Origin of the sequence: Janthinobacterium sp. KBS0711 (genome assembly GCF_000988085.1) — a bacterium.
GTDB lineage: Bacteria > Pseudomonadota > Gammaproteobacteria > Burkholderiales > Burkholderiaceae_D > Janthinobacterium > Janthinobacterium lividum_E.
Window position 1 is genome coordinate 4,356 of sequence record NZ_LBCO01000020.1, and the last position, 26,022, is coordinate 30,377.

Annotated in this window: 27 protein-coding genes, 1 tRNA gene and 1 pseudogene; 14 read left to right on the forward strand and 15 right to left on the reverse strand. The window is 63.2% G+C overall.

Annotated features, from left to right (window positions below):
• From VM94_RS28515 to VM94_RS11325, 8 genes and pseudogenes are all read right to left on the reverse strand, one after another.
• A pseudogene (locus tag VM94_RS28515) lies at positions 1–1,374 on the reverse strand (hypothetical protein); the annotation flags it as partial.
• Between the two features lie 759 nt (positions 1,375–2,133).
• Positions 2,134–3,135: a hypothetical protein gene (locus VM94_RS11295; RefSeq protein WP_046683594.1), complete on the reverse strand. Its 1,002-nt coding sequence runs from the start codon at positions 3,133–3,135 to the stop codon at positions 2,134–2,136.
• Positions 3,132–4,004: an ABC transporter ATP-binding protein gene (locus VM94_RS11300; protein WP_046683595.1), complete on the reverse strand. Its 873-nt coding sequence runs from the start codon at positions 4,002–4,004 to the stop codon at positions 3,132–3,134. Before VM94_RS11300 ends, VM94_RS11295 begins: the two co-directional genes overlap by 4 nt.
• On the reverse strand, positions 4,001–4,381 hold the full coding sequence (locus VM94_RS11305; RefSeq protein ID WP_046683596.1) for a GntR family transcriptional regulator: 381 nt from the start codon (positions 4,379–4,381) through the stop codon (positions 4,001–4,003). The genes VM94_RS11300 and VM94_RS11305 overlap by 4 nt, the downstream gene beginning before the upstream one ends.
• Before the next feature lie 127 nt (positions 4,382–4,508).
• A complete protein-coding gene (locus tag VM94_RS11310; protein WP_046683597.1) occupies positions 4,509–5,225 on the reverse strand; it encodes a DUF72 domain-containing protein in 717 nt (238 codons plus the stop codon).
• Positions 5,226–5,294: 69 nt separating this feature from the next.
• Positions 5,295–6,041 carry a UDP-2,3-diacylglucosamine diphosphatase gene (locus tag VM94_RS11315; RefSeq protein ID WP_046683598.1) on the reverse strand — a complete coding sequence of 249 codons (747 nt, stop codon included), beginning with the start codon at positions 6,039–6,041 and terminating at the stop codon, positions 5,295–5,297.
• An 86-nt stretch (positions 6,042–6,127) separates the two neighbouring features.
• Positions 6,128–6,619: a peptidylprolyl isomerase gene (locus VM94_RS11320; protein ID WP_046683599.1), complete on the reverse strand. Its 492-nt coding sequence runs from the start codon at positions 6,617–6,619 to the stop codon at positions 6,128–6,130.
• A gap of 73 nt (positions 6,620–6,692) precedes the next feature.
• On the reverse strand, positions 6,693–7,322 hold the full coding sequence (locus tag VM94_RS11325; RefSeq protein ID WP_082127676.1) for a peptidylprolyl isomerase: 630 nt from the start codon (positions 7,320–7,322) through the stop codon (positions 6,693–6,695).
• A gap of 279 nt (positions 7,323–7,601) precedes the next feature.
• On the opposite strand from VM94_RS11325, the gene cysS reads away from it, so the two are divergent.
• From cysS to VM94_RS11355, 6 genes are all read left to right on the forward strand, one after another.
• A complete protein-coding gene (gene cysS, locus VM94_RS11330; RefSeq protein WP_046683600.1) occupies positions 7,602–8,999 on the forward strand; it encodes a cysteine--tRNA ligase in 1,398 nt (465 codons plus the stop codon).
• Complete coding sequence (locus VM94_RS11335; RefSeq protein ID WP_046683769.1) at positions 8,999–9,712, forward strand: DNA-3-methyladenine glycosylase family protein; 714 nt, start codon at positions 8,999–9,001, stop codon at positions 9,710–9,712. Before cysS ends, VM94_RS11335 begins: the two co-directional genes overlap by 1 nt.
• Positions 9,713–9,766: 54 nt before the next feature.
• The gene (locus VM94_RS11340) at positions 9,767–10,741 is read left to right on the forward strand and encodes an acetyl-CoA carboxylase carboxyltransferase subunit alpha (protein WP_034756951.1); all 975 of its coding nucleotides are present in this window, start codon (positions 9,767–9,769) and stop codon (positions 10,739–10,741) included.
• Positions 10,742–10,923: 182 nt separating this feature from the next.
• Positions 10,924–12,342, forward strand: coding sequence for a tRNA lysidine(34) synthetase TilS (gene tilS / locus VM94_RS11345; RefSeq protein ID WP_046683601.1), 1,419 nt, complete (start codon positions 10,924–10,926; stop codon positions 12,340–12,342).
• Between the two features lie 196 nt (positions 12,343–12,538).
• A complete protein-coding gene (locus tag VM94_RS11350) occupies positions 12,539–13,786 on the forward strand; it encodes an aspartate kinase (RefSeq protein ID WP_034756957.1) in 1,248 nt (415 codons plus the stop codon).
• Between the two features lie 110 nt (positions 13,787–13,896).
• Positions 13,897–13,989 (forward strand) — tRNA-Ser (locus VM94_RS11355).
• Between the two features lie 168 nt (positions 13,990–14,157).
• On the opposite strand, the gene VM94_RS11360 is transcribed toward VM94_RS11355, so the two are convergent.
• Positions 14,158–14,394: a hypothetical protein gene (locus VM94_RS11360; protein ID WP_138828855.1), complete on the reverse strand. Its 237-nt coding sequence runs from the start codon at positions 14,392–14,394 to the stop codon at positions 14,158–14,160.
• Positions 14,395–14,454: 60 nt separating this feature from the next.
• On the opposite strand from VM94_RS11360, the gene VM94_RS11365 reads away from it, so the two are divergent.
• Both VM94_RS11365 and VM94_RS11370 read left to right on the forward strand, forming a co-directional pair.
• Positions 14,455–15,072 carry a hypothetical protein gene (locus VM94_RS11365; RefSeq protein WP_046683603.1) on the forward strand — a complete coding sequence of 206 codons (618 nt, stop codon included), beginning with the start codon at positions 14,455–14,457 and terminating at the stop codon, positions 15,070–15,072.
• Between the two features lie 272 nt (positions 15,073–15,344).
• Positions 15,345–15,881, forward strand: coding sequence for a DUF2325 domain-containing protein (locus tag VM94_RS11370; RefSeq protein ID WP_052755740.1), 537 nt, complete (start codon positions 15,345–15,347; stop codon positions 15,879–15,881).
• Positions 15,882–15,888: 7 nt separating this feature from the next.
• Here VM94_RS11370 and VM94_RS11375 read toward each other — a convergent pair whose 3' ends face one another.
• The 3 genes from VM94_RS11375 to VM94_RS11385 all read right to left on the reverse strand — a co-directional run bounded on the left by VM94_RS11375 (position 15,889) and on the right by VM94_RS11385 (position 19,142).
• Positions 15,889–17,649: a chloride channel protein gene (locus tag VM94_RS11375; protein ID WP_046683604.1), complete on the reverse strand. Its 1,761-nt coding sequence runs from the start codon at positions 17,647–17,649 to the stop codon at positions 15,889–15,891.
• Positions 17,642–18,070: a MarR family winged helix-turn-helix transcriptional regulator gene (locus VM94_RS11380; RefSeq protein ID WP_046683605.1), complete on the reverse strand. Its 429-nt coding sequence runs from the start codon at positions 18,068–18,070 to the stop codon at positions 17,642–17,644. The genes VM94_RS11375 and VM94_RS11380 overlap by 8 nt, the downstream gene beginning before the upstream one ends.
• An 85-nt stretch (positions 18,071–18,155) precedes the next feature.
• The gene (locus tag VM94_RS11385; RefSeq protein ID WP_046683771.1) at positions 18,156–19,142 is read right to left on the reverse strand and encodes an alpha/beta fold hydrolase; all 987 of its coding nucleotides are present in this window, start codon (positions 19,140–19,142) and stop codon (positions 18,156–18,158) included.
• Between the two features lie 184 nt (positions 19,143–19,326).
• Between VM94_RS11385 and VM94_RS11390 the strand changes: the two genes are divergently transcribed.
• The 5 genes from VM94_RS11390 to VM94_RS11410 all read left to right on the forward strand — a co-directional run bounded on the left by VM94_RS11390 (position 19,327) and on the right by VM94_RS11410 (position 23,002).
• A complete protein-coding gene (locus VM94_RS11390; protein ID WP_046683772.1) occupies positions 19,327–20,151 on the forward strand; it encodes a TlpA disulfide reductase family protein in 825 nt (274 codons plus the stop codon).
• 58 nt (positions 20,152–20,209) lie between these two features.
• Positions 20,210–20,485 carry a metal/formaldehyde-sensitive transcriptional repressor gene (locus VM94_RS11395; RefSeq protein WP_034784058.1) on the forward strand — a complete coding sequence of 92 codons (276 nt, stop codon included), beginning with the start codon at positions 20,210–20,212 and terminating at the stop codon, positions 20,483–20,485.
• A gap of 10 nt (positions 20,486–20,495) precedes the next feature.
• Positions 20,496–21,470 (forward strand): CDF family Co(II)/Ni(II) efflux transporter DmeF, encoded by a 975-nt coding sequence (gene dmeF / locus VM94_RS11400; RefSeq protein WP_046683606.1) that lies wholly within the window; start codon positions 20,496–20,498, stop codon positions 21,468–21,470.
• A gap of 91 nt (positions 21,471–21,561) precedes the next feature.
• Entirely contained in the window at positions 21,562–21,903 is a 342-nt protein-coding gene (locus VM94_RS11405) for a zinc ribbon domain-containing protein YjdM (RefSeq protein WP_034756972.1), read from the forward strand.
• Positions 21,904–21,967: 64 nt separating this feature from the next.
• On the forward strand, positions 21,968–23,002 hold the full coding sequence (locus tag VM94_RS11410) for an RNA methyltransferase (RefSeq protein ID WP_046683607.1): 1,035 nt from the start codon (positions 21,968–21,970) through the stop codon (positions 23,000–23,002).
• A gap of 89 nt (positions 23,003–23,091) precedes the next feature.
• Here VM94_RS11410 and VM94_RS11415 read toward each other — a convergent pair whose 3' ends face one another.
• Positions 23,092–23,496 carry a hypothetical protein gene (locus VM94_RS11415; RefSeq protein ID WP_046683608.1) on the reverse strand — a complete coding sequence of 135 codons (405 nt, stop codon included), beginning with the start codon at positions 23,494–23,496 and terminating at the stop codon, positions 23,092–23,094.
• Positions 23,497–23,717: 221 nt separating this feature from the next.
• On the opposite strand from VM94_RS11415, the gene VM94_RS11420 reads away from it, so the two are divergent.
• Positions 23,718–24,395, forward strand: coding sequence for a phosphoribosylanthranilate isomerase (locus tag VM94_RS11420; protein ID WP_046683609.1), 678 nt, complete (start codon positions 23,718–23,720; stop codon positions 24,393–24,395).
• Here the strand turns inward: VM94_RS11420 and VM94_RS11425 are convergent.
• Both VM94_RS11425 and VM94_RS11430 read right to left on the reverse strand, forming a co-directional pair.
• Positions 24,392–25,297: a LysR family transcriptional regulator gene (locus tag VM94_RS11425; RefSeq protein ID WP_046683610.1), complete on the reverse strand. Its 906-nt coding sequence runs from the start codon at positions 25,295–25,297 to the stop codon at positions 24,392–24,394. The genes VM94_RS11420 and VM94_RS11425 overlap by 4 nt on opposite strands.
• Before the next feature lie 198 nt (positions 25,298–25,495).
• Positions 25,496–26,011 (reverse strand): 4'-phosphopantetheinyl transferase family protein, encoded by a 516-nt coding sequence (locus VM94_RS11430; RefSeq protein ID WP_160309288.1) that lies wholly within the window; start codon positions 26,009–26,011, stop codon positions 25,496–25,498.
• Positions 26,012–26,022 lie beyond the last annotated feature (11 nt).

A 26,022-nucleotide genomic window follows, 5' to 3' on the forward strand; every position in this document is an offset into this window, starting at 1 on the left:
GGCCGTGGCGGCAGCGGCGGCGGCTGCATCATTGGCCGAGATGACGCCCAGCGCGGCCGCATCGGTCAGTGCTGCCTGGGTGTTGGCTGCGGTGGAGACGACATCGGCCGCATCCGCGATGGCTTGCAATGCCGGGGCGTTGGTCTGGTCCGCTTGCGTTTGCGCCGCATCGGCAGCGGCGTGCGCGGCGGCGGCGTCGGCGGCGGCCGTGGCGGCGGCCGTATCGGCATTTTGCGCCGATGTGGCGGCGGCCTGGGATATGGCGGCGGCAGCGGCAGCGGCGGCAGCGGCGCTGTCGTCGCTCGTGGCGGCGGTAGCGGCCGCTTGTGCTGCGGGGACGACGGCGGCCGTGCTGGCCGCCAGGGCATCGTCGCTGGTAGCGCTATTGGCGGCGAGCAAGGCCGCTGCTGCAGCGGCAGCGGCTTGCGCCGCCAGCTGGTCGGCCAGGGCGGCCGCATTTGCCGCGGCCAGCGAAGCTGCTGCCGTGGCTGCCGCAGCGGCGGCGGCGGCGTCATCGGCCAGCGCATTGTTGGCGGCGGCAACGGCGGCCGCGGCGGCCAGTATGGCCGCGTCGGTCACAACGGTGGTGGATTGATTGCCCGTGCCACCGCCGGTCGAGCCGCCCGTGCCACCTGTGCCACCCGTGCCGCCGGTACCGCCCGTACCCGTGCCACCGCCAGTGCCGCCAGTGCCTGTGCCACCGCCGGTTCCCCCCGTGCCTGTGCCACCGCCAGTTCCGCCAGTGCCGGTGCCACCACCAGTACCGCCAGTGCCCGTACCGCCGCCGGTGCCGCCCGTGCCCGTCCCACCGGTGCCGGAACCGCCGGCCGCGGCGCCACCGCCTCCGCCGCCGCCTGCCGCTGCTGCAACGAGGCCAAGGCCGCCGAGCGCGCCCAGCACGCCAAGACTACTCAGCCCGCCCACAGCACCCGCGCCGGCGCCGGATCCTGCGCCAGCCGATGCGCCGGCGACATCGACGACACTGCCGCTGGGGATGCCGGCCGCGCCCGCGCCTGTGCCCGCAGCGCCTGCGGCGCCGCCATTGTTATCGCTTTGCGGCGTGCCGAGGTCGGCACCAGCCTGTCCCGCCTGGCCTGCGCCCGCGCCACCGCCACCGGCGGCCAGGGCGGCTGCCACAGCGGCGGCCGTGCCGAGGGCGGCGGCATTGCCGTTGCCGGCGCTTCCCGTGACTTCCACGACATTTTCAGGCGGCATGGTCGCGCTGGCATCAGCCCCTTTGATCAGTTCATCTTCGTCATATTGCTTGCGGTCGCCGGTTTTCGGGTCGACGGCTTTTTTTGCGGGCGTCGCGGTCTTGGCGCCAGCGCCTTCGGCATTGACGGGAACTTGTGCTGGATTTGGGGTGGTGGCCATTTGAAAGTCTCCGGAAAGGGTTATGTGTTCGTTCAATTTTCTAAAATAATAAAAAATCAATAATATGGTTCACTTCCTTGCTTGCTCCGGCGAGGCTTGGGCCGAGGTCGAACTTTGGTGTTTCCGATGTTGATAGTGGCAAGTAAAACATAACTGGGAAAAAAACGCTGCGGCAAAAGGGCGCTACTTCAGCAATATTTAAAATGTCATTTTGATATTCGTTTTATGTGTTGCCGCTTTCCTGTATTTTGTTGCGCCGGCAACGGGCTTGTCCAGCCAGACGCGCTGGCAGGGCGCAGCCTTTGCACGAGGCATGTATTGGCTCCCACTCTGAGAATAGTTTCAATTTTGAAATTTCCAATTTGATTTTGATCACTTTCCATGACGCTATTCTGTCCAGCGCTGCGCGTGATAATTCTCACGGATTGTCACCAAATGGACTTTTTCGGCTGTATTTGCTGCTGTGTTCCCGTATCTCTGCACCTTTTATTCAAAAAACTGGCTTGCTATCGAATTGCTAGTTGTTGTTTTTTTGACTGTCGATTATCAAATGTGATTGGTAATAAAATACGATAGAAATAATTATTTGTAATTTTTATATCGCATTAATGCTATCGAATGAATAGCCTGAATGTAGTGAAGGGGATTTTTCATAATAACTATCAATAAAGTAGTTATTATTTCAGGGGCTGAATTGGGATAAAAATGCAAAACGCCCCGACGGGCGGGGCGTTTTTATGGGGCGGTGATACTGCGCTGTCAGCCTTCCTCGCGCCAGCGGCGCAGGCGGATGGCGGCGTAAATCAGCGCCGCGCCCGCCGCCGCACCCAGCCAGACGGCTGGCAAGGCCAGGCTGGACCAGGAATTGCTGAACACATCGATGCGCGTCATGTGCGATCCCCCTTCCGCCAGGGCGTGCATTTGCGACAGCAGTTGCGGCTCGAACAGATACCAGCTGCCGGGGAGGGTGCCCAGCAGGGCGCGTCCGATGACATTCATCTGTATCCAGTCGACGCCGCTTTCCGTCTGCGCCAGTTTGCCGGCCCAGACGGTCAGGATGAGCAGCAGCAGCGGCACCCCGACGGCCCACAGGAAGACTTTCGACTTGGCCCAGCTCGATACCATCAGCAGCCAGCCGACCGTCGGCAAGGCCCACAGGCAATATACGGGCAGCAAGCCGAACACGCGCAGCGGTCCCAGGTACAGGCCGGGGGTGGCGAGCAGTTCGGCAAACACGTGGATGCCGTTGGCCGCCAGCACGCCGCTGAGGATCAGGATCAGGGCCAGCGAAGTCAGGCTGGCAGCGGCGGCCACGATCAGTGGCGCGACCAGCAGGGCGATGGCCGCTTTCGACAGCACCGTCTGCGCATCCGAGATGGGCAGCGATTTCCAGAACAGCACGCTGCGGTCGCGGCGGTCGTCATGCAGGGCGCTCAGGCAATAAAAGAACACGAGGAAACCCAGCGCCAGGAACAGCGGCGCTGCCGCGTACGTATAGTTGTTGGCGACGGCGTCGATGATTTCCGTGCGGCGCGGGCCGAAGGTGCGCGTGTTGAAGACGGTGCTCCACGACACTTCCTCGCCATTGACGATCAGCGCCGTGCGCATCTTGGTCTTGGCGATGGTGGCTATCGTCATCAGGGCGCCCAGCACGGTCATGGCGATGCCGATCAGGGCGGGCGTCCACACCAGCATGCCCTTGTGTTCCCACAGTTCACGCCGGATCAGCCATTGCATCTTGTTGGCAGGGGAAATACTCATTGGTACGATCCTTTCATGGTCGCGACAAACAGGTCAGCCAGGCTGGGCGTGCGTACTTCGCCCAGGGCGGCCAGCTGGGTGCGGGCAACGCCATCGAACAGCATCACCGACTTGCCGAACACGCTGCGTTCGCTGATCGGCTGCAGGGCGCGCGCCGGATTGACGTGCTGCGGGCCCACCATCACTTCGATATAGCGTTCGCCCACTTCTTCCATGCTTGAGGCCAGCACGATCTTGCCGTCGCGAATGAACATCAGGTCGCTGAGGATGTGTTCCACTTCCTCGATCTGGTGCGTGGTGATGACGATGGTCTTGTTTTCATCGAAATAGTCCTCCAGCAAGTTCTGGTAGAACTGCTTGCGGTACAGGATGTCCAGGCCCAGGGTCGGCTCGTCGAGCACCAGCAGTTTGGCGTCGATGGCCATGACCAGCGCCAGGTGCAGCTGCACCACCATGCCTTTCGACATGGCCTTGACCTTCATCTTCGGCGCCAGCTTGGTGTGGGCCAGGTAGCGCTCGGCCTTGCTGCGGTCGAAACGGGGATGCACGCCCGCAACGAAATCGATGGCGTCCGCCACGCGCAGCCAGCCCGGCAGGATGGCCACGTCGGCGATGAAGCACACGTCGTCCATCAGCGCATCGCGCTGCACGCGCGGGTCGCGCCCCAGCACCGACAGCTCGCCTTCGAAGCCCGTCAGGCCCAGGATGGCTTTCAGGGTGGTGGTCTTGCCGGAACCGTTAGGCCCGATCAAGCCGACGATGCGTCCCGGCGCGATATCGAAGCTGATGCCGGCTATGGCCACCTGTTTGCCATACTGCTTGCGCAGGCCGCGTGCGCTGATGATGCTGTCCTTGTTCAATGCATTCATGCGCTCTCTCCGTGTGGGCCACTGTCGCGGCTTGCTTGCAGTAGTTGCTCGAGATTCAGGCCCAGTTGCGTGATGCGTTCCAGCATCGCCGGCCACTCTTCGCGCATGAAGCGCTCGCGTTCACTTGCCAGCAATTTGTCGCGGGCGCCCTCCAAGACATACATACCGAGTCCTCTGCGTTTTTCCACCAGGGCATCGTCGACCAGTTCCTGATAGGCGCGCGAAACCGTGATGGGATTCAATTGATAATCGGCCGCCACCTGGCGCACCGAAGGCAGGGCGTCGCCGGACTGCAGCACGCCATCGAGCATCATGCCCACCACTCTGGCCTTGAGCTGGCGGTAAATGGGGCTATTGTCGTTCCATTCCGCGCTCATGGGATGCGCTCCCATAAGGGCGCGGTGCGGCGCGTGAAAAATGCGGTAGGCATCGAAGCTCCGTGGTTTATTGAGTTAGTGTTGTAGTTAACTATAACACCAAGTCTCAAAAAATCAACACCTATTTTCAGGCCAGCCGCGCCCGCAAACCCAGCGCATTGAACACGGCGGCGCCCGCCGCCGTGTTGTCGAAGATGCACCAGCTGCCCGCATGCGCTGGTGCGCGCAATTCGGTCGCCAGCGCTGCCAGGTACTCGGCCGCATAGTCCGAATAATATATTTTCGGACTGCCGTGCAGGCGCAAGTAGGCGATTTCCGTCGTCGGCACGTGCGGGCCGGGCTGGCCGGCAGGCGGATCGGCCCGCACGCGGGTGATGCCATGCATCGTTAACAGTTCGGTCGCGCCCGTTTCGAACCAGCTGGGGTGGCGCGCTTCGCACGCGAGCATGCCGTCGAAGCGCTGGCGCAGCGCATGGAAAAATGTTGCGGCCACGTCCGCTTCGAAACGCAGGCTGGGCGGCAGTTGCACCAGCACGCAGCCCAGTTTATTCCCCAACTGCAAGACTTCTCCCGCAAAACGATCCAGTTCGGCCGCGGCATCGCGCAAACGCCGTTCATGCGTGATGCTGCGCGGCAATTTCACGCTGAAACGGAAATGGTCGGGCACGCTGGCGGCCCAGCGCGCGTAGGTGGCGGGCTGGTGCGGGCGGTAGAAAGAGCTGTTGATTTCCACGCAGTCGAGCACCCGGGCATAGCGCTGCAGGTGGCTGCCGTCGAGGGGGAAGTGGCTGGCGGCGGCGCTGGAAATGCTCCAGCCGGCCGTGCCGATGTAAATAGTATGCATGGCGCCATTACAACAAGGCCAGGCGGGCGCGGCTATCGGACAAACGCCCGTGCGGCCGTCGGCGCGGGCCTAGTCGATGATGTCGCCGTTCAGGTCGTGGCGCGTGATGTTGCCGCGCGTATCGATGGCGATCCAGCCGCCGCGCGGCGGCGTGACATCGCATTCCCAGTCGGGCAGGACATAGCGCAGGGTATGGTCGACCTGGTGCAGGGCGGGGCGGTGCGTGTGGCCGTGAATCATGATGGTGCTCGCATGTTCGGCAAACACCTGCGCCACAGCATCGGGGGTGACATCCATGATATCCATGGATTTTTCGCCATTGTGCTCGCGGCTGCTCTGGCGCAAACCGTCGATGATGGCCTTGCGCTGCGCCAGCGGCATGGACAGGAACTGTTTTTGCCAGGCGGGCTGGCGCACCATTGCGCGAAACTCCATGTAGCTGACGTCTTTCGTGCATTCGGCGTCGCCATGCAGCAGGACGATGCGCTGGCCCGCTATCGTGGCCACGTGCGGTTCGCTGAGCAGGGTGGCGCCGGCGGCGGCGGCAAAGCCGGAGCCGACAAGAAAGTCGCGGTTGCCGGCGATCCAGTAGACGTGCACGCCCGCATCGCTGACGGCGCGGATGGCGGCCGTCATGCGCGCATTGAACGGGTCTTCCAGGTCATCGTCGCCGGCCCAGTATTCGAACAGGTCGCCTAATAGATACAGCGCTTGCGCATATTGCGCATGGTGTTCCAGGAAAGAAAGAAACGCCGCGCTGGTGCGCGGGTGCGAGCTCTGCAGATGCAGGTCGGAAATAAAGAGTGCGGCAGGCATTGTCATCGTTCAACGCTCCCAAAAAGTGATGTACATGGAGAGGCGCAAACGCTGCAATGCCTGTTATTCATGATGCTGTAGCCGAATTAAACCGCTTCGACTTTTTCGATGATGACATCGGTCACTGGCACATCGGCGAACATGCCGGCGCGCGAGGTTTTCACGGCGCGGATGGCGTCGACGACTTCCTTGCCTTCGGTGACTTTACCGAACACGGCGTAGCCCCAGCCGTCCTGGCCTGGGTAGTCGAGGAAGCTGTTGTTCTTGATGTTGATGAAGAACTGGGCCGATGCCGAATGCGGATCCGACGTGCGGGCCATGGCCAGCGTGTAGGTGTCGTTTTTCAGGCCGTTCTTGGCTTCGTTTTCCACGGTGGTGTCGGCTGGCTTTTGTTTCATGCCTGGCTCGAAACCGCCGCCCTGGATCATGAAGCCGTCGATGACGCGGTGGAAAATCGTGTTGTCGTAGTGACCGACTTTCATGTAGGCCAGGAAGTTGGCAACCGTTTTCGGCGCTTTCTCGGCGTCCAGTTCAGCGGTGATCTTGCCCAGATTGGTGGTGATGATGACGGAGGTCATGATGATCCTTAATAAATTGGATGAATAATTGATTCAGCGGCGCCAGGCAGGCCGGCGCCGCAAAAACGCTATTTTACAGTTTTGCGGGCGCGGACTTGAGTAAAGTCGCCGATTCGATCACCACGGGGGTGACCGGCACGTTCTGGTGCGGGCCCTTGTCGGCCACGGGCACGGCCTTGATCTTGTCGACCACGTCCATGCCGCTGACGACTTTGCCGAACACCGTGTAGCCGAACCCGTCGCGGCCCGGGTAGTCGAGCGCGCCATTGTCGTTCACGTTGATAAAGAATTGCGCTGTGGCCGAATGCGGGTCGCCCGTGCGCGCCATGGCGATGCTGTAGGTGACGTTTTGCAAGCCGTTCTGCGCTTCATTCTTGATCGGCGCCTTGGTGGCTTTCTGCTTCATGTTCTTGTCGAAGCCGCCGCCCTGTATCATGAAGCCGTCGATGACGCGGTGAAACACGGTGCCCTTGTAATAACCGCTTTTGACATACTGCAAGAAATTGGCCACGCTTTGCGGGGCTTTTTCCTGGTTCAGTTCCAGCACGATCTCGCCCATGCTGGTTTTCAGGGCCACGTGGGGCGTGGGGTCGAGGGCGGTCGCCGGAGCGGCCGCCATGACGGCGCTGCCCAGGGTCAGGCCGGCAAACAGGGTGCAAAAACGGGCCAGGAAAGACAGGCGTTTCGATTTGGTTTCTTGCATGAAGGCGTCCTTGATCGTTATTTTTCTTTAAACTTGCTTTAATTGTAAAGAAATGAAAATTCGGTTGAACATCGTAAAAACCTGATTCATATCGGGCCAGTATGGTTTTTATCAATGTTATACTTGACCGCTAACGCCCTAATTCTAACAAACAAGAACAACAATATAGCGGGTCGTACAGTCTTCGGCGCACACGGCAGTTCTGTGGCGCGGCACCCCCGGTGTCCGCGCCTGTCTGTCGTTTTGCCAGGCTGGCGGCCGCTCCACTTGCAAAGTACGATGAGCAATCTAAAGATTTACAACACCCTGGCGCGCGAGAAGCAGGTATTCGTCCCGATGGAAGCGGGCAAGGTACGCATGTACGTGTGCGGCATGACCATCTACGATTATTGCCATATCGGTCATGCGCGCATGATGATGGCGTTCGACGTCATCTACCGCTGGCTGAAAGCGTCCGGTTTCGACGTCACCTACGTGCGCAACATTACGGACATCGACGACAAGATCATCCGCCGCGCCGTGGAAAACGGCGAGACGATTTCCCAGTTGACGACGCGTTTCACCCAGTACATGGATGAAGACACGGCCGCGCTGGGCATCTTGACGCCCGACCACACGCCGCGCGCCACCGAATACGTGCCGCAGATGCTGCGTCTGATCGAGCAGCTGGAAGCGAAAGACCTGGCTTACCAGGGCGCGGATGGCGACGTGAATTATGCCGTGCGCAATTTCCCCCACTACGGCAAGCTGTCGGGCAAGTCGCTCGACGACCTGCGCGCGGGCGAACGTGTCGACGTCAACACGGGCAAGCGCGATCCGCTCGACTTCGTGCTGTGGAAATCGTCGAAAGAGTCCGAGCCGGAAGAAGTCAAATGGGATACGAAGTGGGGCAAGGGCCGCCCGGGCTGGCATATCGAGTGCTCGGCCATGTCCTGCGCCTTGCTTGGCGAACAGTTCGACATCCATGGCGGCGGCGCGGACTTGCAATTCCCGCACCACGAAAACGAGATCGCCCAGTCCGAAGGCGCGTTTGGCCATGCCAGCGTCAATTACTGGATACATAACGGTTTCGTGCGCCTGGACAATGAAAAAATGTCCAAGTCGCTCGGCAATTTCTTCACCATCCGCGAAGTGCTGCAAAAGTTCGATGCCGAAGTGATCCGCTTCTTCATCCTGCGCGCGCACTACCGCAGCCCCCTCAATTACTCGGACGTGCACCTCGACGATGCGCGTCTGTCCCTGACCCGTTTGTACACGGCGCTGGCCGACGTGGCGGTGGAAGAGGGCGCCATCGACTGGAGCGAAGCCCATGCCGTGCGTGTGGCGGAAGCCATGGATGACGATTTCAACACGCCGCTGGCCGTGGCCGCCCTGTTCGATCTGGCAACGGAAGTGAACAAGAGCAAGTCGCCAGCCTTGGCGCGTCAATTGAAGGGCCTGGCGGGCGTGTTCGGCTTGCTCGAACGCACGCCGCAGCAATTCCTGCAAGCGACAGTCGGCGCCGCCGCTGGCGGCCAGGACGAAGCGGCCGGCATTGAAGCTGCCATCGCGGCGCGCAGCGCGGCGAAAAAGGCGCGCGACTTTGCCGCATCGGACAAGATCCGCGCCGACTTGTTGGCCGCAGGCATCATTCTCGAAGACAAGCCTGACGGCTCGACCAACTGGCGCCGCGCATGATGCCAACGTCCAGGGAAAACGGGGAAGCGCCAGTAACAGCTGCGCAGGTGATCCAGGTGCCGCATTACTGGGAAGAGGCGAAGATCGAGCTGATGAAGCGCGACCGCATCATGAAAAAGCTCATCCCGCAATTTGGCGACCTGCACCTGGTCGGCCATAGCGACCCGTTTACCACCCTGGCCCGTTCGCTGGTGGGGCAGCAGATCACGCCCAAGGCGGCCGATGCTGCCTGGAAAAAGCTGCTGCTGGCTTGCCCGAAATGCACGCCTACACAAGTACTCAAGGCGGGCGCCGAGCAGCTTTCCGCCTGCGGCTTGTCCAAACGCAAGACCGAATACATCCTCGACCTGGCCGACCATTTCAAGGCAAAGCGCGTGCACGCGAGCCAGTGGGACCAGATGGATGACGAAGCCGTCATCGCCGAACTGGTGCAAATCCGCGGCATCGGCCGCTGGACAGCCGAGATGTTTTTGATATTTAATCTGCTCCGGCCGAATGTCTTGCCGCTCGACGACCCCGGTTTGATCCAGGGCATCAGCGTCAATTACTTCTCCGGCGAACCTGTTTCCCGCAGCGATGCGCGCGAAGTTTCCGCCAATTGGGAACCGTGGCGCACCGTGGCGACGTGGTATCTGTGGCGCAGTCTCGACCCTGCAGCCGCCCCTGCCGCACCCGATGCAGCCCCCGGCGCACCAGCCGGTACGGTAAAATAAACATAGATGACGCCGCGCGCCCTGGCGCCGTGGCCGGTAAAACCTGGAGGTACAATGACTAAAACGACTTTCCTCAATTTTGAACAGCCGATCGCGGAACTCGATTCCAAGATCGAAGAGTTGCGCTTCGTGCAAGACGATTCGGCCGTCGACATCTCGGAAGAGATCGACCGCCTGGCCAAGAAGAGCCAGCAGCTGACCAAGGATATCTACGCCAAGCTGACCCCTTGGCAAGTGGCGCAGATCGCGCGCCACCCGCAGCGCCCCTACACCATGGATTACGTGAATGAAATCTTTACCGATTTCCACGAATTGCATGGCGACCGCAGCTACGCGGACGATCTGTCCGTCGTCGGCGGCCTGGCCCGCTTCAACGGCCAGCCGTGCATGGTCATCGGCCACCAGAAGGGCCGCGACACGAAAGAGCGCGCCATGCGCAATTTCGGCATGCCGAAACCGGAAGGCTACCGCAAGGCCATGCGCCTGATGAAAGTGGCTGAAAAGTTCAACCTGCCCATCTTTACTTTTGTGGACACGCCAGGCGCCTTCCCCGGCATCGACGCGGAAGAGCGCGGCCAGTCGGAAGCCATCGGCCACAACCTGTACGTGATGGCCGAGCTGAAAGTGCCGCTGATCGCCACCATCATCGGTGAAGGCGGTTCCGGCGGCGCACTGGCCATCGCCGTGGGCGACGCCGTGCTGATGCTGCAATACTCGACCTATGCCGTGATTTCGCCGGAAGGCTGCGCCTCGATCCTGTGGAAGAGCGCCGAGCGCGCCTCCGACGCGGCCGAAGCGCTGGGCCTGACGGCTCACCGCCTGAAAGCCATGGGCCTGATCGACAAGATCATCAACGAACCGCTGGGCGGCGCCCACCGCGATCCGAAACAGATGGCCACCTTGCTCAAACGCGCACTGGCCGATACCCTGCGCCAGTTCCACGGCATGAAAACCAAGGACCTGCTGGCCGCGCGCCACGAAAAACTGCTGAGCTACGGCAAGTTCAAGGAAACCACGCCGAGCGAGTAAGCCATCGTCGGTCGGCGTTGGTCGGCGTTGGTCGGCGTAGGTCGGCTTAGCGCAGCGTAAGCCGACATGACGTAAGCCGACATGACGTAAGCCGACAAGACAGTAGAACACACCAGGGACAGTCCGCTAAACGACACCATCCGTTTAGCAGCCTGTCCCTCTTTGCATTCCCGGAGTCCACATTGAAAAAGCAACAAACCGCCACCGTCGCCGACATTTTCGCCAGTGCGTTGGAAACCTGCGCACCGCAAGCCGGCGAGACGGTCGGCATTGCCCTGAGCGGCGGCCTCGATTCCTCGGCCCTGCTGCACTTGGCGCATGCCTGGGCGCAAGAGCATGGCGTGGCCTTGCACGCGTTTCACGTGCACCACGGCCTGAGCCCGAATGCGGATGCGTGGCTGGCCCACTGTGAACAATTGTGCGCCGGCATGGGCATCGCTTTCGAGGCGCGCAAGGTCACCTTGGAAAAGAATGCAAAGACGGGCACGGAAGAGGCGGCCCGCAAGCGCCGTTACGCGGCCCTGGGCGAGCTGTGCGCCACGCACGGCGTGCGCCTGCTGCTCACCGCCCACCACCAGGATGATCAGGCGGAAACCGTGCTGCTGCAATTGCTGCGCGGCTCGGGCACGGCGGGCCTGTCCGGCATGGATGGCGCCAACAGCGCGCCCGAGCTGCTGGGCAACCCGGACCTGGTGATGGCGCGCCCCTTGCTGCCCGTGTCGCGCAAACAGCTCGAAGCGTATGTGGCGAAACATGCGATCGCGCACATCCACGACGAATCGAACGACGATCCCCGCTTTGCCCGCAATGCCCTGCGGCACCAGGTGATGCCCGTGCTGGCGCAGGCGTTTCCCGGTTTCCAGGAGCGTTTCGCCCGCAGCGCCCAGCACGCGCAATCGGCGCAGCGTCTGCTGACGGAACTGGCGACGCAGGATCTGGCGGCGTGCCTCGATGGCGACTGCATCGAGCTGGCGAAATTGCGCGAGTTGAGCGCGGACCGCTGCTACAACCTGCTGCGCCACTGGTTCGGCACGCGCGGCTTGCGCATGCCGTCGACGGCGTGGCTGGCGGAAATGCTGGCGCAATTGCTGGAAGCGCGGCCCGATGCGCAGTTGCTGGTCACGCACCCTGAATGCCACGTGCGGCGCCACCGCGACCGGCTGTACCTGACGCCGAAGCTCGATGACCTGGCCGGCATGCGCGACAAGAGCGACGCGGGCATTCCCGGCCTGGAAAAGGCCAGCCAGGAGTTCAAATGGCAAGGCGAAGCGAGCCTGGCGTTCCCCGCGTATGGCGGCGTGCTGCATTTCGATGCGGTGGAAGAGGGTGGACAAGGTATTGATATTGCCTGGTTGCAAGCTCAAACCTTGAGCATCGATTTCCGCCAGGGCGGCGAGCGCCTGAAACTGGCCTTGAACCGTCCCACGAAGAGCTTGAAATACCATTACCAGGCGTTTGACGTGCCCGCCTGGGAGCGCAAACGCCTGCCCCTTGTCTGTGCGGCGCAACAATTGCTGTTCGCGGCTGGTATTGGCCTCGATTGCCATTGCCTGAGTCTGTTGGATCGTCCCCGCGTCGCCTTGCGCTGGGTCTCCTGCTGAGCGTAAGGACAGCTGCCACGGCCACTCCCGGGGTGGCCGCCAAGTGGCTGTGCAAGCCGGCTGGACTGCATGGATTGGTTATTTCCATATGCGCAATCGGTATGAGCTAATGCGCTTTTTAGCTTGTTATTTTGCATTGCGGCATGTAGAGTAAAGCCCTCCTTTTTTATTCTTCTTGAGCGGAAACTTCACTCTTATGGCTTTAATCGTCCACAAATATGGCGGTACGTCGATGGGCTCGACTGACCGTATCAAGAATGTCGCCAAGCGCGTTGCCAAGTGGCACGACGCAGGGCATCAAATCGTGGTGGTGCCATCCGCCATGTCGGGCGAAACCAACCGCCTGATTGGACTGGCCAAGGAAATCATGGATCAACCCGATCCCCGTGAACTTGACATGATCGCCTCGACAGGCGAACAAGTGTCCGTCGGCCTATTGTCGATGGCACTGCTGGCGATCGGCAAACAAGCCGTATCCTATGCTGGCTGGCAAGTCGCGATCAAGACCGATTCCGCCTTTACCAAGGCACGCATCCAGTCGATCGATGACGAAAAAGTCAAACGCGACCTCGATGCGGGCAAGATCGTCATCATTACCGGTTTCCAGGGCGTCGACGAACACGACAACATCGCGACCCTGGGCCGTGGCGGTTCGGACACGTCGGCCGTGGCGATCGCCGCCGCCATGAAGGCGTCCGAATGCCTGATCTTCACGGACGTCGACGGCGTCTACACGACCGACCCGCGCGTGGTCTCCGAGGCGCGCCGCCTGAAGACCATCACCTTTGAAGAAATGCTGGAACTGGCTTCGCTGGGCTCCAAAGTGCTGCAAACGCGTTCGGTGGAATTTGCCGGCAATTACCGCGTACCCACGCGCGTGCTGTCGTCGCTGACCGACCCGATGTTGCCGCTGGAAATAGAAGCCAATTCAGGCACCCTGATTTCGTTTGAGGAAGATACAAACATGGAACAAGCAGTCATCTCCGGCATCGCCTTCAACCGCGATGAAGCCAAAATCACCGTGCTCGGTGTGCCCGACCGTCCAGGCGTGGCGTACCACATTCTGGGACCGGTGGCCGACGCGAACATCGAAGTCGACATGATCATACAGAATCAGTCGGTCGACGGTAAAACGGACTTCACCTTCACCGTCTCGCGCGGCGAATACACGCGCGCGCTGGCCGTGCTGGAAGCGAACCGCGAATCGCTGGGCGCGGCCAGCATCACGGGCGACGCGAAAGTGTCGAAACTGTCCGTCGTCGGCGTGGGCATGCGCAGCCACGTTGGCGTCGCATCGCAAATGTTCCGTACCTTGTCGGAAGAGGGCATCAACATCATGATGATCTCCACTTCCGAGATCAAGATCTCCGTGCTGATCGATGAAAAGTACATGGAACTGGCCGTGCGCGCGCTGCATAAAGCGTTCGAGCTGGAAAAAGCTTAAATATCCAAAAATATTGCCCCACGCCCTTGACCAAAGGGGGGGCAATCGATATTATGACGTTCGTCGCTGCAGCGCAGTTAGCTACAGAGACATAGTTGAGTAATCAGCTAGGAGACGTGGCCGAGTGGCCGAAGGCACATCCCTGCTAAGGATGCATACGGCTTATACCTGTATCGTGGGTTCGAATCCCACCGTCTCCGCCAGAATCAAATAAAAAAGCCTCCCCTGCGGGAGGCTTTTTTATTTATCTGGACGGAACGGTGGGATTCGAAGACGGAGCGCCCTAAAGGGCGCGAGGCTATCCGAATCGCCCGACCACCGCGCTGCGCGCGGCACGTTGGCCGCGCAGCGGCCAACGCCGTCCCCTCACTTCAGGCACTAGCGGCCAGCGCTCCCTCCGGCGCCGCGCACGAAATTTCTGGTGGAATATTTCGCAGCACTTCCGCCGGCTGCTGCAAGCCGGCTGCCACGATGTCGTAGCCCCTGTCCTGGCGTTCCTTGCTTTCAAGGTCAATGGCCTGGGACAGCCGCGGTTCCCTGTGCCTGGCGCGATTCAATTGAATCGTTTGCCAGAAAGAAATATGCAAAATAGATAATATGAGCGACAAGATGGCGCGCCTGGGGATTTTTCGGCTGCCATTGTCTGTCCACGTCAATCAGGAGCAAGCATGAGTATGCTGAAATACGCGATGCAATGGGCCGCTGCCGCGACCCTGTGTGCCAGCCTGTCACCCGCCATGGCGGCATCCACCCCGGCCGCACCGCCGTTCCTTGACGTGCTCGTTTCTCAATACGCCAGTTGCGTCCGGCCTGCCTATCATCAGGCCAAGCTGCTGGTGCAGGACGGGACGGGGCGCTACCAGATCGACGTCAAGGGAGAGGCCTACACGGTCGAATTGCAGGAACGCATGGGCTTTTCGTTACAGGCGGGCATAGGCGGTCCCGTGGCGGCCGTCGTCAAGCTGGACCGGCCACCGAAGGGACAGTTCGAGGAGCAGGCGCGCTGGCGCGAACGCTGGCTGCGCGACGTGGCCGAACGCAGCGGCGTGGCGCTGGACGAGCGGTCGCTTGCGGGCGGCGCGCGCCTGCTGGCCGTGAACAAGAGCGAGATCAAGGGTAACTATGTGGGGCAGTCCCTGCTGATCGATCCTGCACGGCAGTTGTTCATCGATATGGCGTGGCCGAACACGCTGGACATCTATCGTGGCCCCGACGGCCTGCGGCATGTTCGAGAAGTGCAGGACGACGTCTGGCAGCGCCTGCTGTCTTGCCCGCCGCCTGCGTGACGCTGGCGGCCACCGCATACCCCTACCGCACGCACGCGCATAGACAAATAATAATGATTCTCATTTATAATGCGGGCAATGGGGTAGCGTGGGCTGGCGCCATGGCGCCACGGGCGGTGAAGGAGGGCATGATGGGCAGTGTGTATGGCAACGAGGACGTGATCGCACACGAGCATCGCGTGCTGATGGGCGAGTATGGCCGCGCGCAGGCGCGCTGCAGTGCGCAATTGGCTGCGCAGGCGGCTCGCATCGCGCAGCTGGAATCGGAATTGATGCGCGCGCGGGCGCAGGTCGTGATCCGCGATACCAGGCTGGCGCTGGCGCGCGACGAACTGGCCGAACTGGCGGCCAGCGTGCCGGGCTTGCCGACGCGTGCCAGGCTGGCGCGCAAGGTCGAGTGGCTCGGTGAGCGCGTGCAAGACCTGATGCGCGAGCTGTTGCGCCTGCAGTGGCTGCCCGCGCCCGTCTTGCAGGCTGACGTGCGCGAAAAAGCTGTGCTGTATGTGGGCAGCTATCTGGAGCAGAATGCGGGCAGATCGGCCGCCGGCGCCAACGTGGCGCAGCTGGCCATCGAGCAGGCGGGCGGACGCTTCCTGCACCATGCTGGCGGCGACGCTGGCGCCGACGACGTGGCGGCGCTGGAAGCGGGCCTGGTGGCAGCCGACCTGGTGATTTGCCAGACGGGCTGCGTCAGCCACGACGCCTATTGGCGCGTGCATGACCACTGCAAGCGCACGGGCAAGCAGTGCGTGCTGGTGGACCAGCCTCAAGCCATGCATTTCGTGCGCAAGGAAGCGCTGCTCACCTGAACTCTTTTTATCGCTGGCGCTGCAGCGGCCAGAGGCGCCGCACGGTCTGCCGCTGCACCTCTTCCGATTGCAGGCCCAGCGCCGGCTTGACCAGGTCGCTGCGACTGACGATGCCGATCAGGCGCAAGGTCCTGGCGTCGCTGACGACGGGCAGGCGTTCGAGTTCGTGCACGGCCAGGCGGGTCGCCAGGGCGCGGCACGTTTCATCGGCCAGGGCGACGACCGGCATGTTCACGCCAAACAGCTCGCCGGCCGTCAGGTCGCCGTTGCCGGGCAGGCGCTCCAGCAGGGTAGGGCGGTCCAGCATGCCGACGAGCGCGCCGTCGCGTGTGACCGGGAAGGCGCGATGGCGCTGCGTCTCGTTGAAATGGCTGGCCAGCACGTCGGCAAGGCGCGCGCCGGCGTCGATGCTGAGCGGCGCTGGCGTCATCACTTCGGCCACGCTATGGCGTTCCATGGGGTCGATGCCGTACTCGCGGTAGATATGGTAGCCGCGGCGGGCGATCTTTTCCGTCAGGATGGAGCGGTGCATGGTGGTCACGGTGAAGGCATAGGCGACTGCCGACGCGGCCATCACGGGCAGCAGCGCATTGACGTCGTGCGTGAGTTCAAACGCGAAGGCCACGGCCATGATGGGCGCGCGCATCATGCCGCCCAGGGTGGCTGCCATGAAGACGAGCGGCCAGATGGCAGGCTCGCTGCCGGGCAGGTAGGGACCCAGCAGGGCGCCCAGGCCGGCGCCCAGCATCAGCAGCGGCGCCAGCACGCCGCCCGAGGTGCCCGAACCGAGGGCCAGCAGCCAGATCACGGCCTTGATGGCCAGCAGCGCGAGCAGCGCGCCGGCCGCGATATGGTTGTGCAGCAGGTCGGCGATCACGTCATAGCCCACTCCCAGCGCGCGCGGTTGGAAATAGCCGCCGATGCCCACGGCCAGGCCGCCGATGGCCGGCCACCACATCCAGTGGCACGGCAACCGGTGAAACAGGTCTTCCACGCGGTACAGCGACGTCGACAACAGCCAGGCCAGCGCGCCGCACAGCAAGCCGGCGATCAGGCAAGACAGCAATGCCGATGGCGGCAGCGCCGCGCTATGCAGCGGGAACAGGGGGCCGCTGTCGATCAGCACGGGGCGCAGGAAGCCGGCGATGACGCAGGCAATCGCCACTGGCGCCAGGCTGCGCGGCCTCAATTCAAACAGCAGCAGTTCCACGGCCAGCAGCAGCGCCGCCACGGGCGTGCCAAATACCGCCGTCATGCCTGCCACGGCGCCTGCCACGAGCAGGGTCTTGCGCTCGGCCGCGCTCAGGTGAAAGTGCTGCGCCAGCAGCGAGCCGACGGCGCCGCCCGTCATGATGATCGGCCCTTCGGCGCCGAACGGACCGCCGCTGCCGATGGCGATGGCCGACGCCAGCGGCTTGAGCACGGCCACCTTGGGCGACATCAGGCTTTTCTTGAACAGGATCGCCTCGATGGCTTCGGGAATGCCGTGCCCGCGTATCTGCTCCGTGCCGTAGCGGGCGATCAGTCCGATGACGAGGCCGCCGAGCACGGGCACGACGATGACCCAGATGCCCAGCGCGTGGCCGGCTGGCGACGTGAAGTCGGTCGATAATTTTTGGAAGAAAAACAGGTTGCTGAAGAAGTGGATCGCGCGCAGCAGCACCCAGGCCGTCACGGTGCTCAGTGCGCCGACCACGATGGCGAGACCGGAGATGAGGATCAGCCGCGCCTGGCCATCGAAGTCGCGCCGCGTATCGTATTTATGCATGGCCGTCTCCCGCCAGCTTCGGGATGGTGAACACGCCTTCGAGGGACAGCAATTCTGTGCGGTGCAATTGCGCCAGCTTGGCCAGCATGGCTTCACCGTCGGCCAGCAGGTGGATTTCGACACGGCGCCGGTCGGCGCTGCTGTGACGGCGCTCCACCAGACCCGATGCCTCGCAGCGCGTGACCAGCGCCACGACGCCGTGCGGCTTCGCCTGCAGCCGTTCAGCCAGTTCGCCCACCGTGGCCCAGTCGCGGCCCGGGTATCCCTTGATATGCAGCAGCAGCAGGTATTGCAGCGGCGTGATGCCGTGCGCCTGGATCACGTCGTCGGAGAAGCGCTCGAAACGCCGCATCTGATAGCGAAATTCCGACAGGGTCGTAAAGTCATGTTTGCCAAGTGTGGCGGGAGGGGCAAGGGGCATCGCGGCGGCCTGGTGAGAGAAAGGCGTCAAATATATCACAACGTGATATAAATGGCCGGAAAGCCTTTCCCTGACAAGTTTATGTTCAGGCGGGGATGCCGATGCCCGCGCCGTATCCGGCCCGCGCCGTTTCGCGCAGCAGGGTGGGTTGCGACAGGTGCTGGATCATGTGGCCGGCGCCGGGCAGCAAGGTTAGTTCGCTGTTGTCCAGCTCATCGTGCAGGCGCGCGGAATGGTGGCTGGCGCTGACGATCGCATCCTCGCGTCCGGCCACGATGGACACGGGCATGCGCAGTTCCGGGTAGTGTTTGCGCAGCACCGCCGCGCTCGGTATCATCATGGCCGTTTCTTCAGCCTCGGCGCGCAACTGGCCGGGACGCAGCATCATCCACGGCGACAGGCGCTTGAAGCTGTCCGGCACTGCCGAGGGCGCGAACGCGCGTTTGACCGACAGGGGCCACATCAGGCGACCCAGCAGGGGCGACACGGTATGGCTGAGCACATCGCCGATGACGGGGATGGCCGGCGTTGCCGTCAGCACATCGAAGCGCACGCTGGGATAGTAGTAGCCGGAAGCGAGCACCATGGCTTGCACCAGGTGCGGGTGCTGCAGGGCCATCGAGATCGCCACCAGGGTGCCCCAGGAGTGCGCCAGCACGACGGCGCGGTGTACGCCCAGCTGCTCCAGCGCAGCGGCCAGCAGCGCGGCCTGGGCGGCCGGTGTCCACAGCGTGCCGCGCGGCCGGCTGCTGTAGCCGAAGCCGGGCCGGTCGAAGGCGATCACGCGGTGCGTGCGCGCCAGCTGCTCGAACAGGCCCGCATGGCGAAAATCCTCCGCGATCACGCCATTCCCATGCAACAGCACGATGACGTGACCTTCGCCCTGGCTCAGGTAGTGCAGGCGTGTGCCGTGCACGTCGAGAAAATGGCCTGCGGGCGGATGCGCGCGCTCCGCCTGCCGGCTGCGGTTGCGGACAAACAGCCACGCGGCGCCCAGGGCCAGCGCGCCCAGGGTCCAGCCCCTACGTGCCTGTGCCCGTGCCGGCGCGCCTTTCGCAACAACGGCGTTCATGTCTTTTTTCATGCTGTGCCCCTGTTAGTGAGTCAGGCATCCATGATGCCCATGGCAGGCCGCCGGCGCGATAGGCGTTCTGCGGTGCCTGGCGTAGGAAAAACGCCCGCTCGCCTTTGGTGCGAGGTGCTGCCCGGCGGGGCTTGAGGCACAATGGGCGCCTTGACTGTTGACGAAAGCGCCCATGCTGTCCCTGCAAATCGGTCCCCTGGCCCTGCCCACGGGCCTCGTCCTGTTGTTCGTTGCCCTGTGCGTCGCCTACGGCGCGGCGTGGTGGCTGCGCAGATCCCGCCGGCTGCCGGACGCCGGCCCCCTCGTTTCCGACATGTTGATCGCCGGCCTGCTGGCGGCGCGGCTGGCCTTCGTCCTGCGCTGGCATGAACAGTACCTGGCCGCTCCCTGGTCCATCATCAATATCCGCGACGGCGGCTTTCTGGCGCCGGCCGGCATCGCCGCCGCGCTGGCCATCGCCGCATGGCGTTGCTGGGGTCCCGCCATGGCGGCCATGCGCCGTCCGCTGGCCGTCAGCGTGGCCTCCGGCGCGCTGGCCTGGGGTCTGTTGAGCGCAGGGCTCTCGCTGGCCTACGACAAGCCGACGGCCTTGCCGGCCGTGGTGCTGCAGGCGCTCGATGGCGCGCCCGTGACCCTGGCCGCGCTGGCCGGCGGCAAGCCGCTGGTGGTGAACCTGTGGGCCAGCTGGTGCCCGCCATGCCGGCGCGAGATGCCCGTGCTGGCCGCCGCACAGCAGGCACGTGCCGATATCGTTTTCGTGTATGCGAACCAGCGCGAGGATGCGGCTGCCGCCAGCGCTTTCCTGGACAGGAGCGGCGTCACCCTGCGCAATGTGGTGCTCGACAGCGGGGCGGCGCTGGGCAAGGCGGCCGGTTCCTCGGCCCTGCCCACCACCCTGTTTTATGACGCGCAAGGACGCTTGGTCGACACGCACCTGGGCGAATTGTCCGATGCTTCGCTGGCCAGCAAGCTGCAAAAGATCGCGCCGGCGCCTTGACGCGGCCGCCACCGTTTCTGATAGCATACCCCCCTATAGTATTTATCGAGGTGAAATCATGGGACACACGGCGCACAACAAGACCAAGCTGCTCAATCGCGTGAAGCGTATCCGGGGGCAGGTGGAAGGCCTGGAGCGGGGCCTGGAAGAAGGGCGCGACTGCGGCGAAGTGCTGCAGCTGATCGCCGCCGTGCGCGGCGCCGTCAATGGCCTGATGGCCGAAGTCATCGAAGAACACTTGCGCGAGCACGTGGCCAGTCCCGATATCTCCGGCGACGAGCGGGCCAGGGGCGCCGACGACATCGCGGGCATCCTGCGCACCTACCTCAAATAAGGAGAACGGCATGCAAACGCCATTCATCAAGGAAGACCTCTCCGCTTGGCAGCACGAACACGTTTTTGACAGCAGCAATGGCAAGGCCGAACGCCGCGCGCGCATCGTCATGTGGATCACCCTGGCCACCATGGCGCTGGAAATCGTCGCCGGCTGGTGGTACAACTCCATGGCCCTGCTGGCCGATGGCTGGCATATGAGTTCGCACGCGCTGGCCATCGGCCTGGCCGCGTTTGCGTATGCTGCCGCGCGCCGCTATGCGCGCGACTCCCGCTTCGCCTTCGGCACGTGGAAGATCGAGGTGCTGGCCGGCTACACGAGCGCCATCCTGCTGCTGGGCGTGGCTGTGCTGATGGTGGCCGCTTCCGTCGAACGCCTGTTCTTGCCGCAATCCATTCACTATCCTCAGGCCATGGCGGTGGCGGCCTTCGGCCTGGTGGTCAACCTCGTGTGCGCGCTGATCCTCGGCGGGCATCACGACCACGACCATCATCATGACCACGGCCATGGGCATGACCATCACGATCACCACGACCACCATGGCCATGGCGAAGACCTGAACATGAAAGCCGCGTACATCCACGTGCTGGCCGATGCCGCCACGTCCGTGCTGGCCATCGTCGCGCTGGCCGGCGCGTGGGCTTACGGCTGGCAGTGGCTCGATCCCGTGATGGGCATCGCGGGCGCCGTGCTGGTGGCCCTGTGGGCGAAAAAGCTGATGCAGGAGACGGGCAAGGTCTTGCTGGACCGCGAGATGGACCACCCCGTGGTGGACGAAATCCGCGAGGCGGTGGAAGTGGAAAGCGCCGGCGACACGCCGCGCATCGTCGACCTGCACGTGTGGCGAGTCGGCAAGCAGCTGTACTCGTGCGCCTTGTCCGTCGTCAGCCGCGACCCCGCGCTGACAGGCGCCGAGCTGCGCACGCGCATCGGCATCCACGAGGAGATCGTCCACAGCACCATCGAGATTATTCGCCGTCCTTGACAATGATGGTGAAACAAGCCCGCTGATGCGGGGCGTAGGCAGTATAATGTCGGCTTTTACAGCACGCGCTGTTCACCAGACAGAGAATAAAATGAGCACATTACCACCATGCCCGCAATGCAAATCCGAATTCACGTACGAAGACGGCAGCCAGTTGATCTGCCCTGAATGCGCGCATGAATGGTCGGCCACGGCTGGCGAAGCGGTCGAAGAGGGCGCCAAGGTATACCGCGATTCGGCTGGCAACATCCTGCAGGATGGCGACACGGTCAGCGTCATCAAGGACTTGAAATTGAAGGGCGGCGGCGGTGTCGTCAAGATGGGCACCAAGGTCAAGAACATCCGCCTGGTCGACAGCGACCACGATATCGACTGCAAGATCGACGGCTTCGGTTCCATGAGTCTGAAGACGGAATTCGTCAAGAAGGTCTAAAGCTTTTACCCCTAACACGGCGCGCCGGTTTCATTCCTGCGCGCCGTTTTTTTATTCTGACGCCATGCAAATCGATACCATCCGCCAGCGCCTGAGGGCCCTGGGCGCCAAGCCCCTGCACGAACAGCGCGTGCTGCGCGACTGGATACAGGGGCAGCCGCACGACCAGGGCCGGCGCCGCGCCGAAGATTTTTTGCCCCTGCCCGTGCGCGATGCCTTGCCCGCACTCGACCTGGAATTGCAGGGCATGCTGAAGCTGCTCAGCACCCATCCGGGGGCCGACGGTTCCGCGCGCCTGCTGGTGGGACTGCACGACGGCCAGACGGTGGAAAGCGTGCTGCTGCCGCGCGACGGCTTGTGCGTATCGAGCCAGGTCGGTTGCGCCGTCGGCTGCCAGTTCTGCATGACGGGCCGCGACGGCTTGATCCGGCAAGTGACCAGCGGAGAAATTGTCGCCCAGGTGGTGCTGGCGCGCACCATGCGTCCCGTGAAAAAAGTCGTCTTCATGGGCATGGGCGAGCCGGCGCATAACCTGAACAATGTGATGGAAGCGATCGAACTGCTGGGCACCGAGGGCAATATCGGCCACAAGAACCTCGTGTTTTCCACGGTGGGCGACCCGCGCGCCTTCGAGCGCCTGCCGCAAGGCAGGGTCAAGCCGGCGCTGGCGCTGTCCTTGCACACGACCAAGCCGGAGTTGCGCGAACAGCTGCTGCCGCGCGCGCCCAGGCTCACTCCGCGCGAACTGGTGGACTTCGGCGAGTCGTATGCGCGCCTGACCGGCTACCCGGTGCAGTATCAATGGACCCTGATGGAAGGCGTCAACGACGGTGACGATGAGATGGATGGCATCGTGGCCCTCTTGCAGGGCAAGTACGCGGTGTTGAACATGATCCCGTATAACACCATAGCCGACTTGCCGTTCAAGCGCCCCAGCTGGGAAAAGGCGCGTGCGATTGCCGCCGCCCTGCACGAACGCGGGGTGCTGACCAAATTGCGCGATTCGGCCGGTCAGGACGTGGAGGGCGGCTGCGGGCAGTTAAGGGCGCGCGAAGCGAAGGGCAAGGTCATTCCCATCCGCGCCAGCGTGGCGGCGTAGGTCGGATTAGCGGAGCGTAATCCGACATTCGCACATACGCCAACAATGGTGTCGGATTACGCGGTTCCCGCTAATCCGACCTACCCGACTTACACCCCGCCCAGCAAATCGTTTTCATTCAATATCGCAAACGCTATCTCGGGGTGCGCGGCCAGGCAGCGGCGCACGGCGGCGGGAATGGCGGCGCGCGTCTTGCGGCACAGGCCGGGCCGCTCCAGCAGGCGGATCTGGAAGCCGCGCACGGTGCGCACTTCGCCGCTGCCCGGTGTAATCTGCAATTCCACGCCCAGGTTTTTCTGCAACAGCAGCTGCAGCTTCCGCAACTGCGCATGGGTGGCGATACCCTCGATGTGCGCCAGCAGGCGCTTTTCTTCCGTCAGGTTCAGGCGCAGGATGGACAGGTCCGCCTGCGCATCGTCGAGCAGGCGCTCGCGCTCGCAGTCGCACAACTGCGGCGGACACTCCTTGCGGACTTCAAAGTCGACGATACGCATGTACGGCTTCCAATGGCAATCCCGGATGTCAAGTATCATCCGCCATCTGGCGCATGTCAATCAGCGCGGGCTGACGATCAGGCGGCATGAGCGGCCTTCCGTCGAGACGAAGTGGGCGGTCCCATGCTGGCACACAATCGTGCGCCGCCTTGACCGCGTGTCTTGGCGCGCGTGCCGCCCTGTGTTGTAATGTTGATCATCCCGACTGAGCACGCAAGGCCATGAGAACCCGCATCAAGATTTGCTGCATCGCTTCCATCGACGAAGCGCAACTGGCCATTGCCGCCGGCGCCGACGCACTGGGCCTGGTGGCGGCCATGCCGTCCGGCCCCGGTCCGATTCCCGACGCGCGCATCGCGCAGATCGCCGCCTGGACGCCGCCGCCAGTCGCCACGTTTCTGTTGACGTCCGAGACGACGGCGCAAGCCATCGCCGAACACGTGCGCGCCACGCAGCCTTCCACCGTGCAGATCGTCGGCCATATCGACCCGGGCGAGGTCGAGAAACTGGCGCGCTTGCTGCCGCACGTGCGGCGCGTGCAGGTGATCCACGTGGAGGGGCCCGAGGCTTTGGCGTTGATCCCCGCCTACGCGCCCCATGTCCACGCTTTCCTGCTCGATTCGGGCCGCCCGGGCGCGGCGGTGCCGGAACTGGGCGGCACGGGCCGCACGCACGACTGGTCCGTCAGCGCGCGCTTCGTGCGCGCCAGCCCCCGTCCCGTTTTTCTGGCCGGCGGCCTCGATGCGAACAATGTGATGGAAGCGCTGCGCCAGGTGCGCCCCTACGGCATCGACCTGTGCTCGCGCGTGCGCACGGATGGCCAGCTCGACGTCATGAAGCTGGCCTTGCTGATGGCGGCCGTGCGCGACGTGGATGCGGCGCTGTATGCGGAGGGTTAAGCGGCCGGCAGGCGGGACATTTCGCGCACGAATGCTTCCGTAAACGCGGCCACCATGCCGCTGGCCGCGCGCGGCGAGATCAGGCCCACGACGGAGTGCGACTCCTCGTCCGGCAGCGCGATGAAATGCACGCCGGGCGGCGCCACCAGGCGCATGCTGTCCGGGACGATGACGATGCCCATGTTGGCCTCGATGAGGTTCAGCTGCGACGTCTTGCGCGACAGGGCGCGCGCCGCCTTCGGGAAGAAGCCCTGCGCCAGGCACAGGCCCGCCACCAGGTAGCTGAGGCCTCCCCGGTCCTTGTGCGGGATCGAGACGAACGCTTCGTCGCGCAGGGCGGCTATCGTCGTGCGCTCCAGCGCGGCCAGCGGCGACATCGCCGACACGGCCACCACCAGCTTTTCCGCAAACAGTTCGCGCACGACGATGTTGGCATGCTTGCGCAGGGTGGGCAGGCGCACGAGGCCCAGATCGGCGCGGCCTTCCTCGATGTCGGCCGCCTGGTTTTCCGACGATCCCTTTGACACATCGAGCGAAACGCCGGGGAACTGCGCCAGCAGGCGGTTCAGCACGGCGCCGATGGCGGGCGTCAGGGTAACGGAGCTTGAATGCAGCAGGCGGATGATGCCTTGCGCGCCTTGTCCCACGTGGCGCGTCTGGCGCACGGTTTCTTCGATGTCGTCGAGGATGCGTTTGGCCCGTTCATAAAAGACCTGTCCTGCGGGCGTGAGCTCGATATGGCGTGCGTCGCGCGTCAGCAGCAGGGCTTGCACCTCGCCTTCCAGCTCCTTGATTTGCCGGCTCAGGGCCGACTGCGCGATGTACAGCTTTTCCGCCGCGCGCGAATAGCTGCCCGCATCGACGACTTCGACAAAGTAGCGGAACTGTCTGATGGAAATCAATCGTATGCCTTTTCGAGATCGGAGACTGCCTGATTTGATATTGGCCCGGCCCCGCCGTTCGCGGTACAGTGGCCTCGTCTGCTGTCACTGCAAAGGAAAGACCATGCTGGAATTGATCGGGGTGCTGGGACTGCTCGTCAGTATTATCGTAAAACTGATTTTCGTCCAGATTGGCGGTAGCGGTAGCGGCAAAGAAGATTAATATGCCAGGGTCGCGACGTAGGGTGCGGGCAGGGGCAAGGCATGCGAGCGGCAAGCCGGTGCTGCCCCATCCCATTCCACCAATTGTAAACCTGCCCACTTGAGCGCCGCCTCGCGCGCCGTCCACGCTTGCGCCAGCGCCAATGGGCGCTGCTCGGCGGGGCAGGCGGCTAGTGCTTCGGCCACCTGCGGCCCCAGATAATCGCGCGCCAGAATGAACCAGTCGGGGATGTCCTGTACCCGCATCACGTCGATGCCGACAGGGCCATGCAAGCCGATGGCGGCCAGCGAGATTCCCTCGTCATGGCTGAACGACAGTCCCGCAACGCCGCCGGGAAACAGCAGGTGGGGAGGGGCGCCCGGCGTCGACTCCACCGAGATGGTCTCGATATCCAGCTTCAGCCACTGTGCGACGGCCTCGCGCGCGGCATCGCGGATGCGTAACCGGGCCTCCAAGCGCGGCAGCACGGCGGCGATGCCGATCACCAGCACGCCATCCCCCAACCGGAGCACCGTAAAAGCCA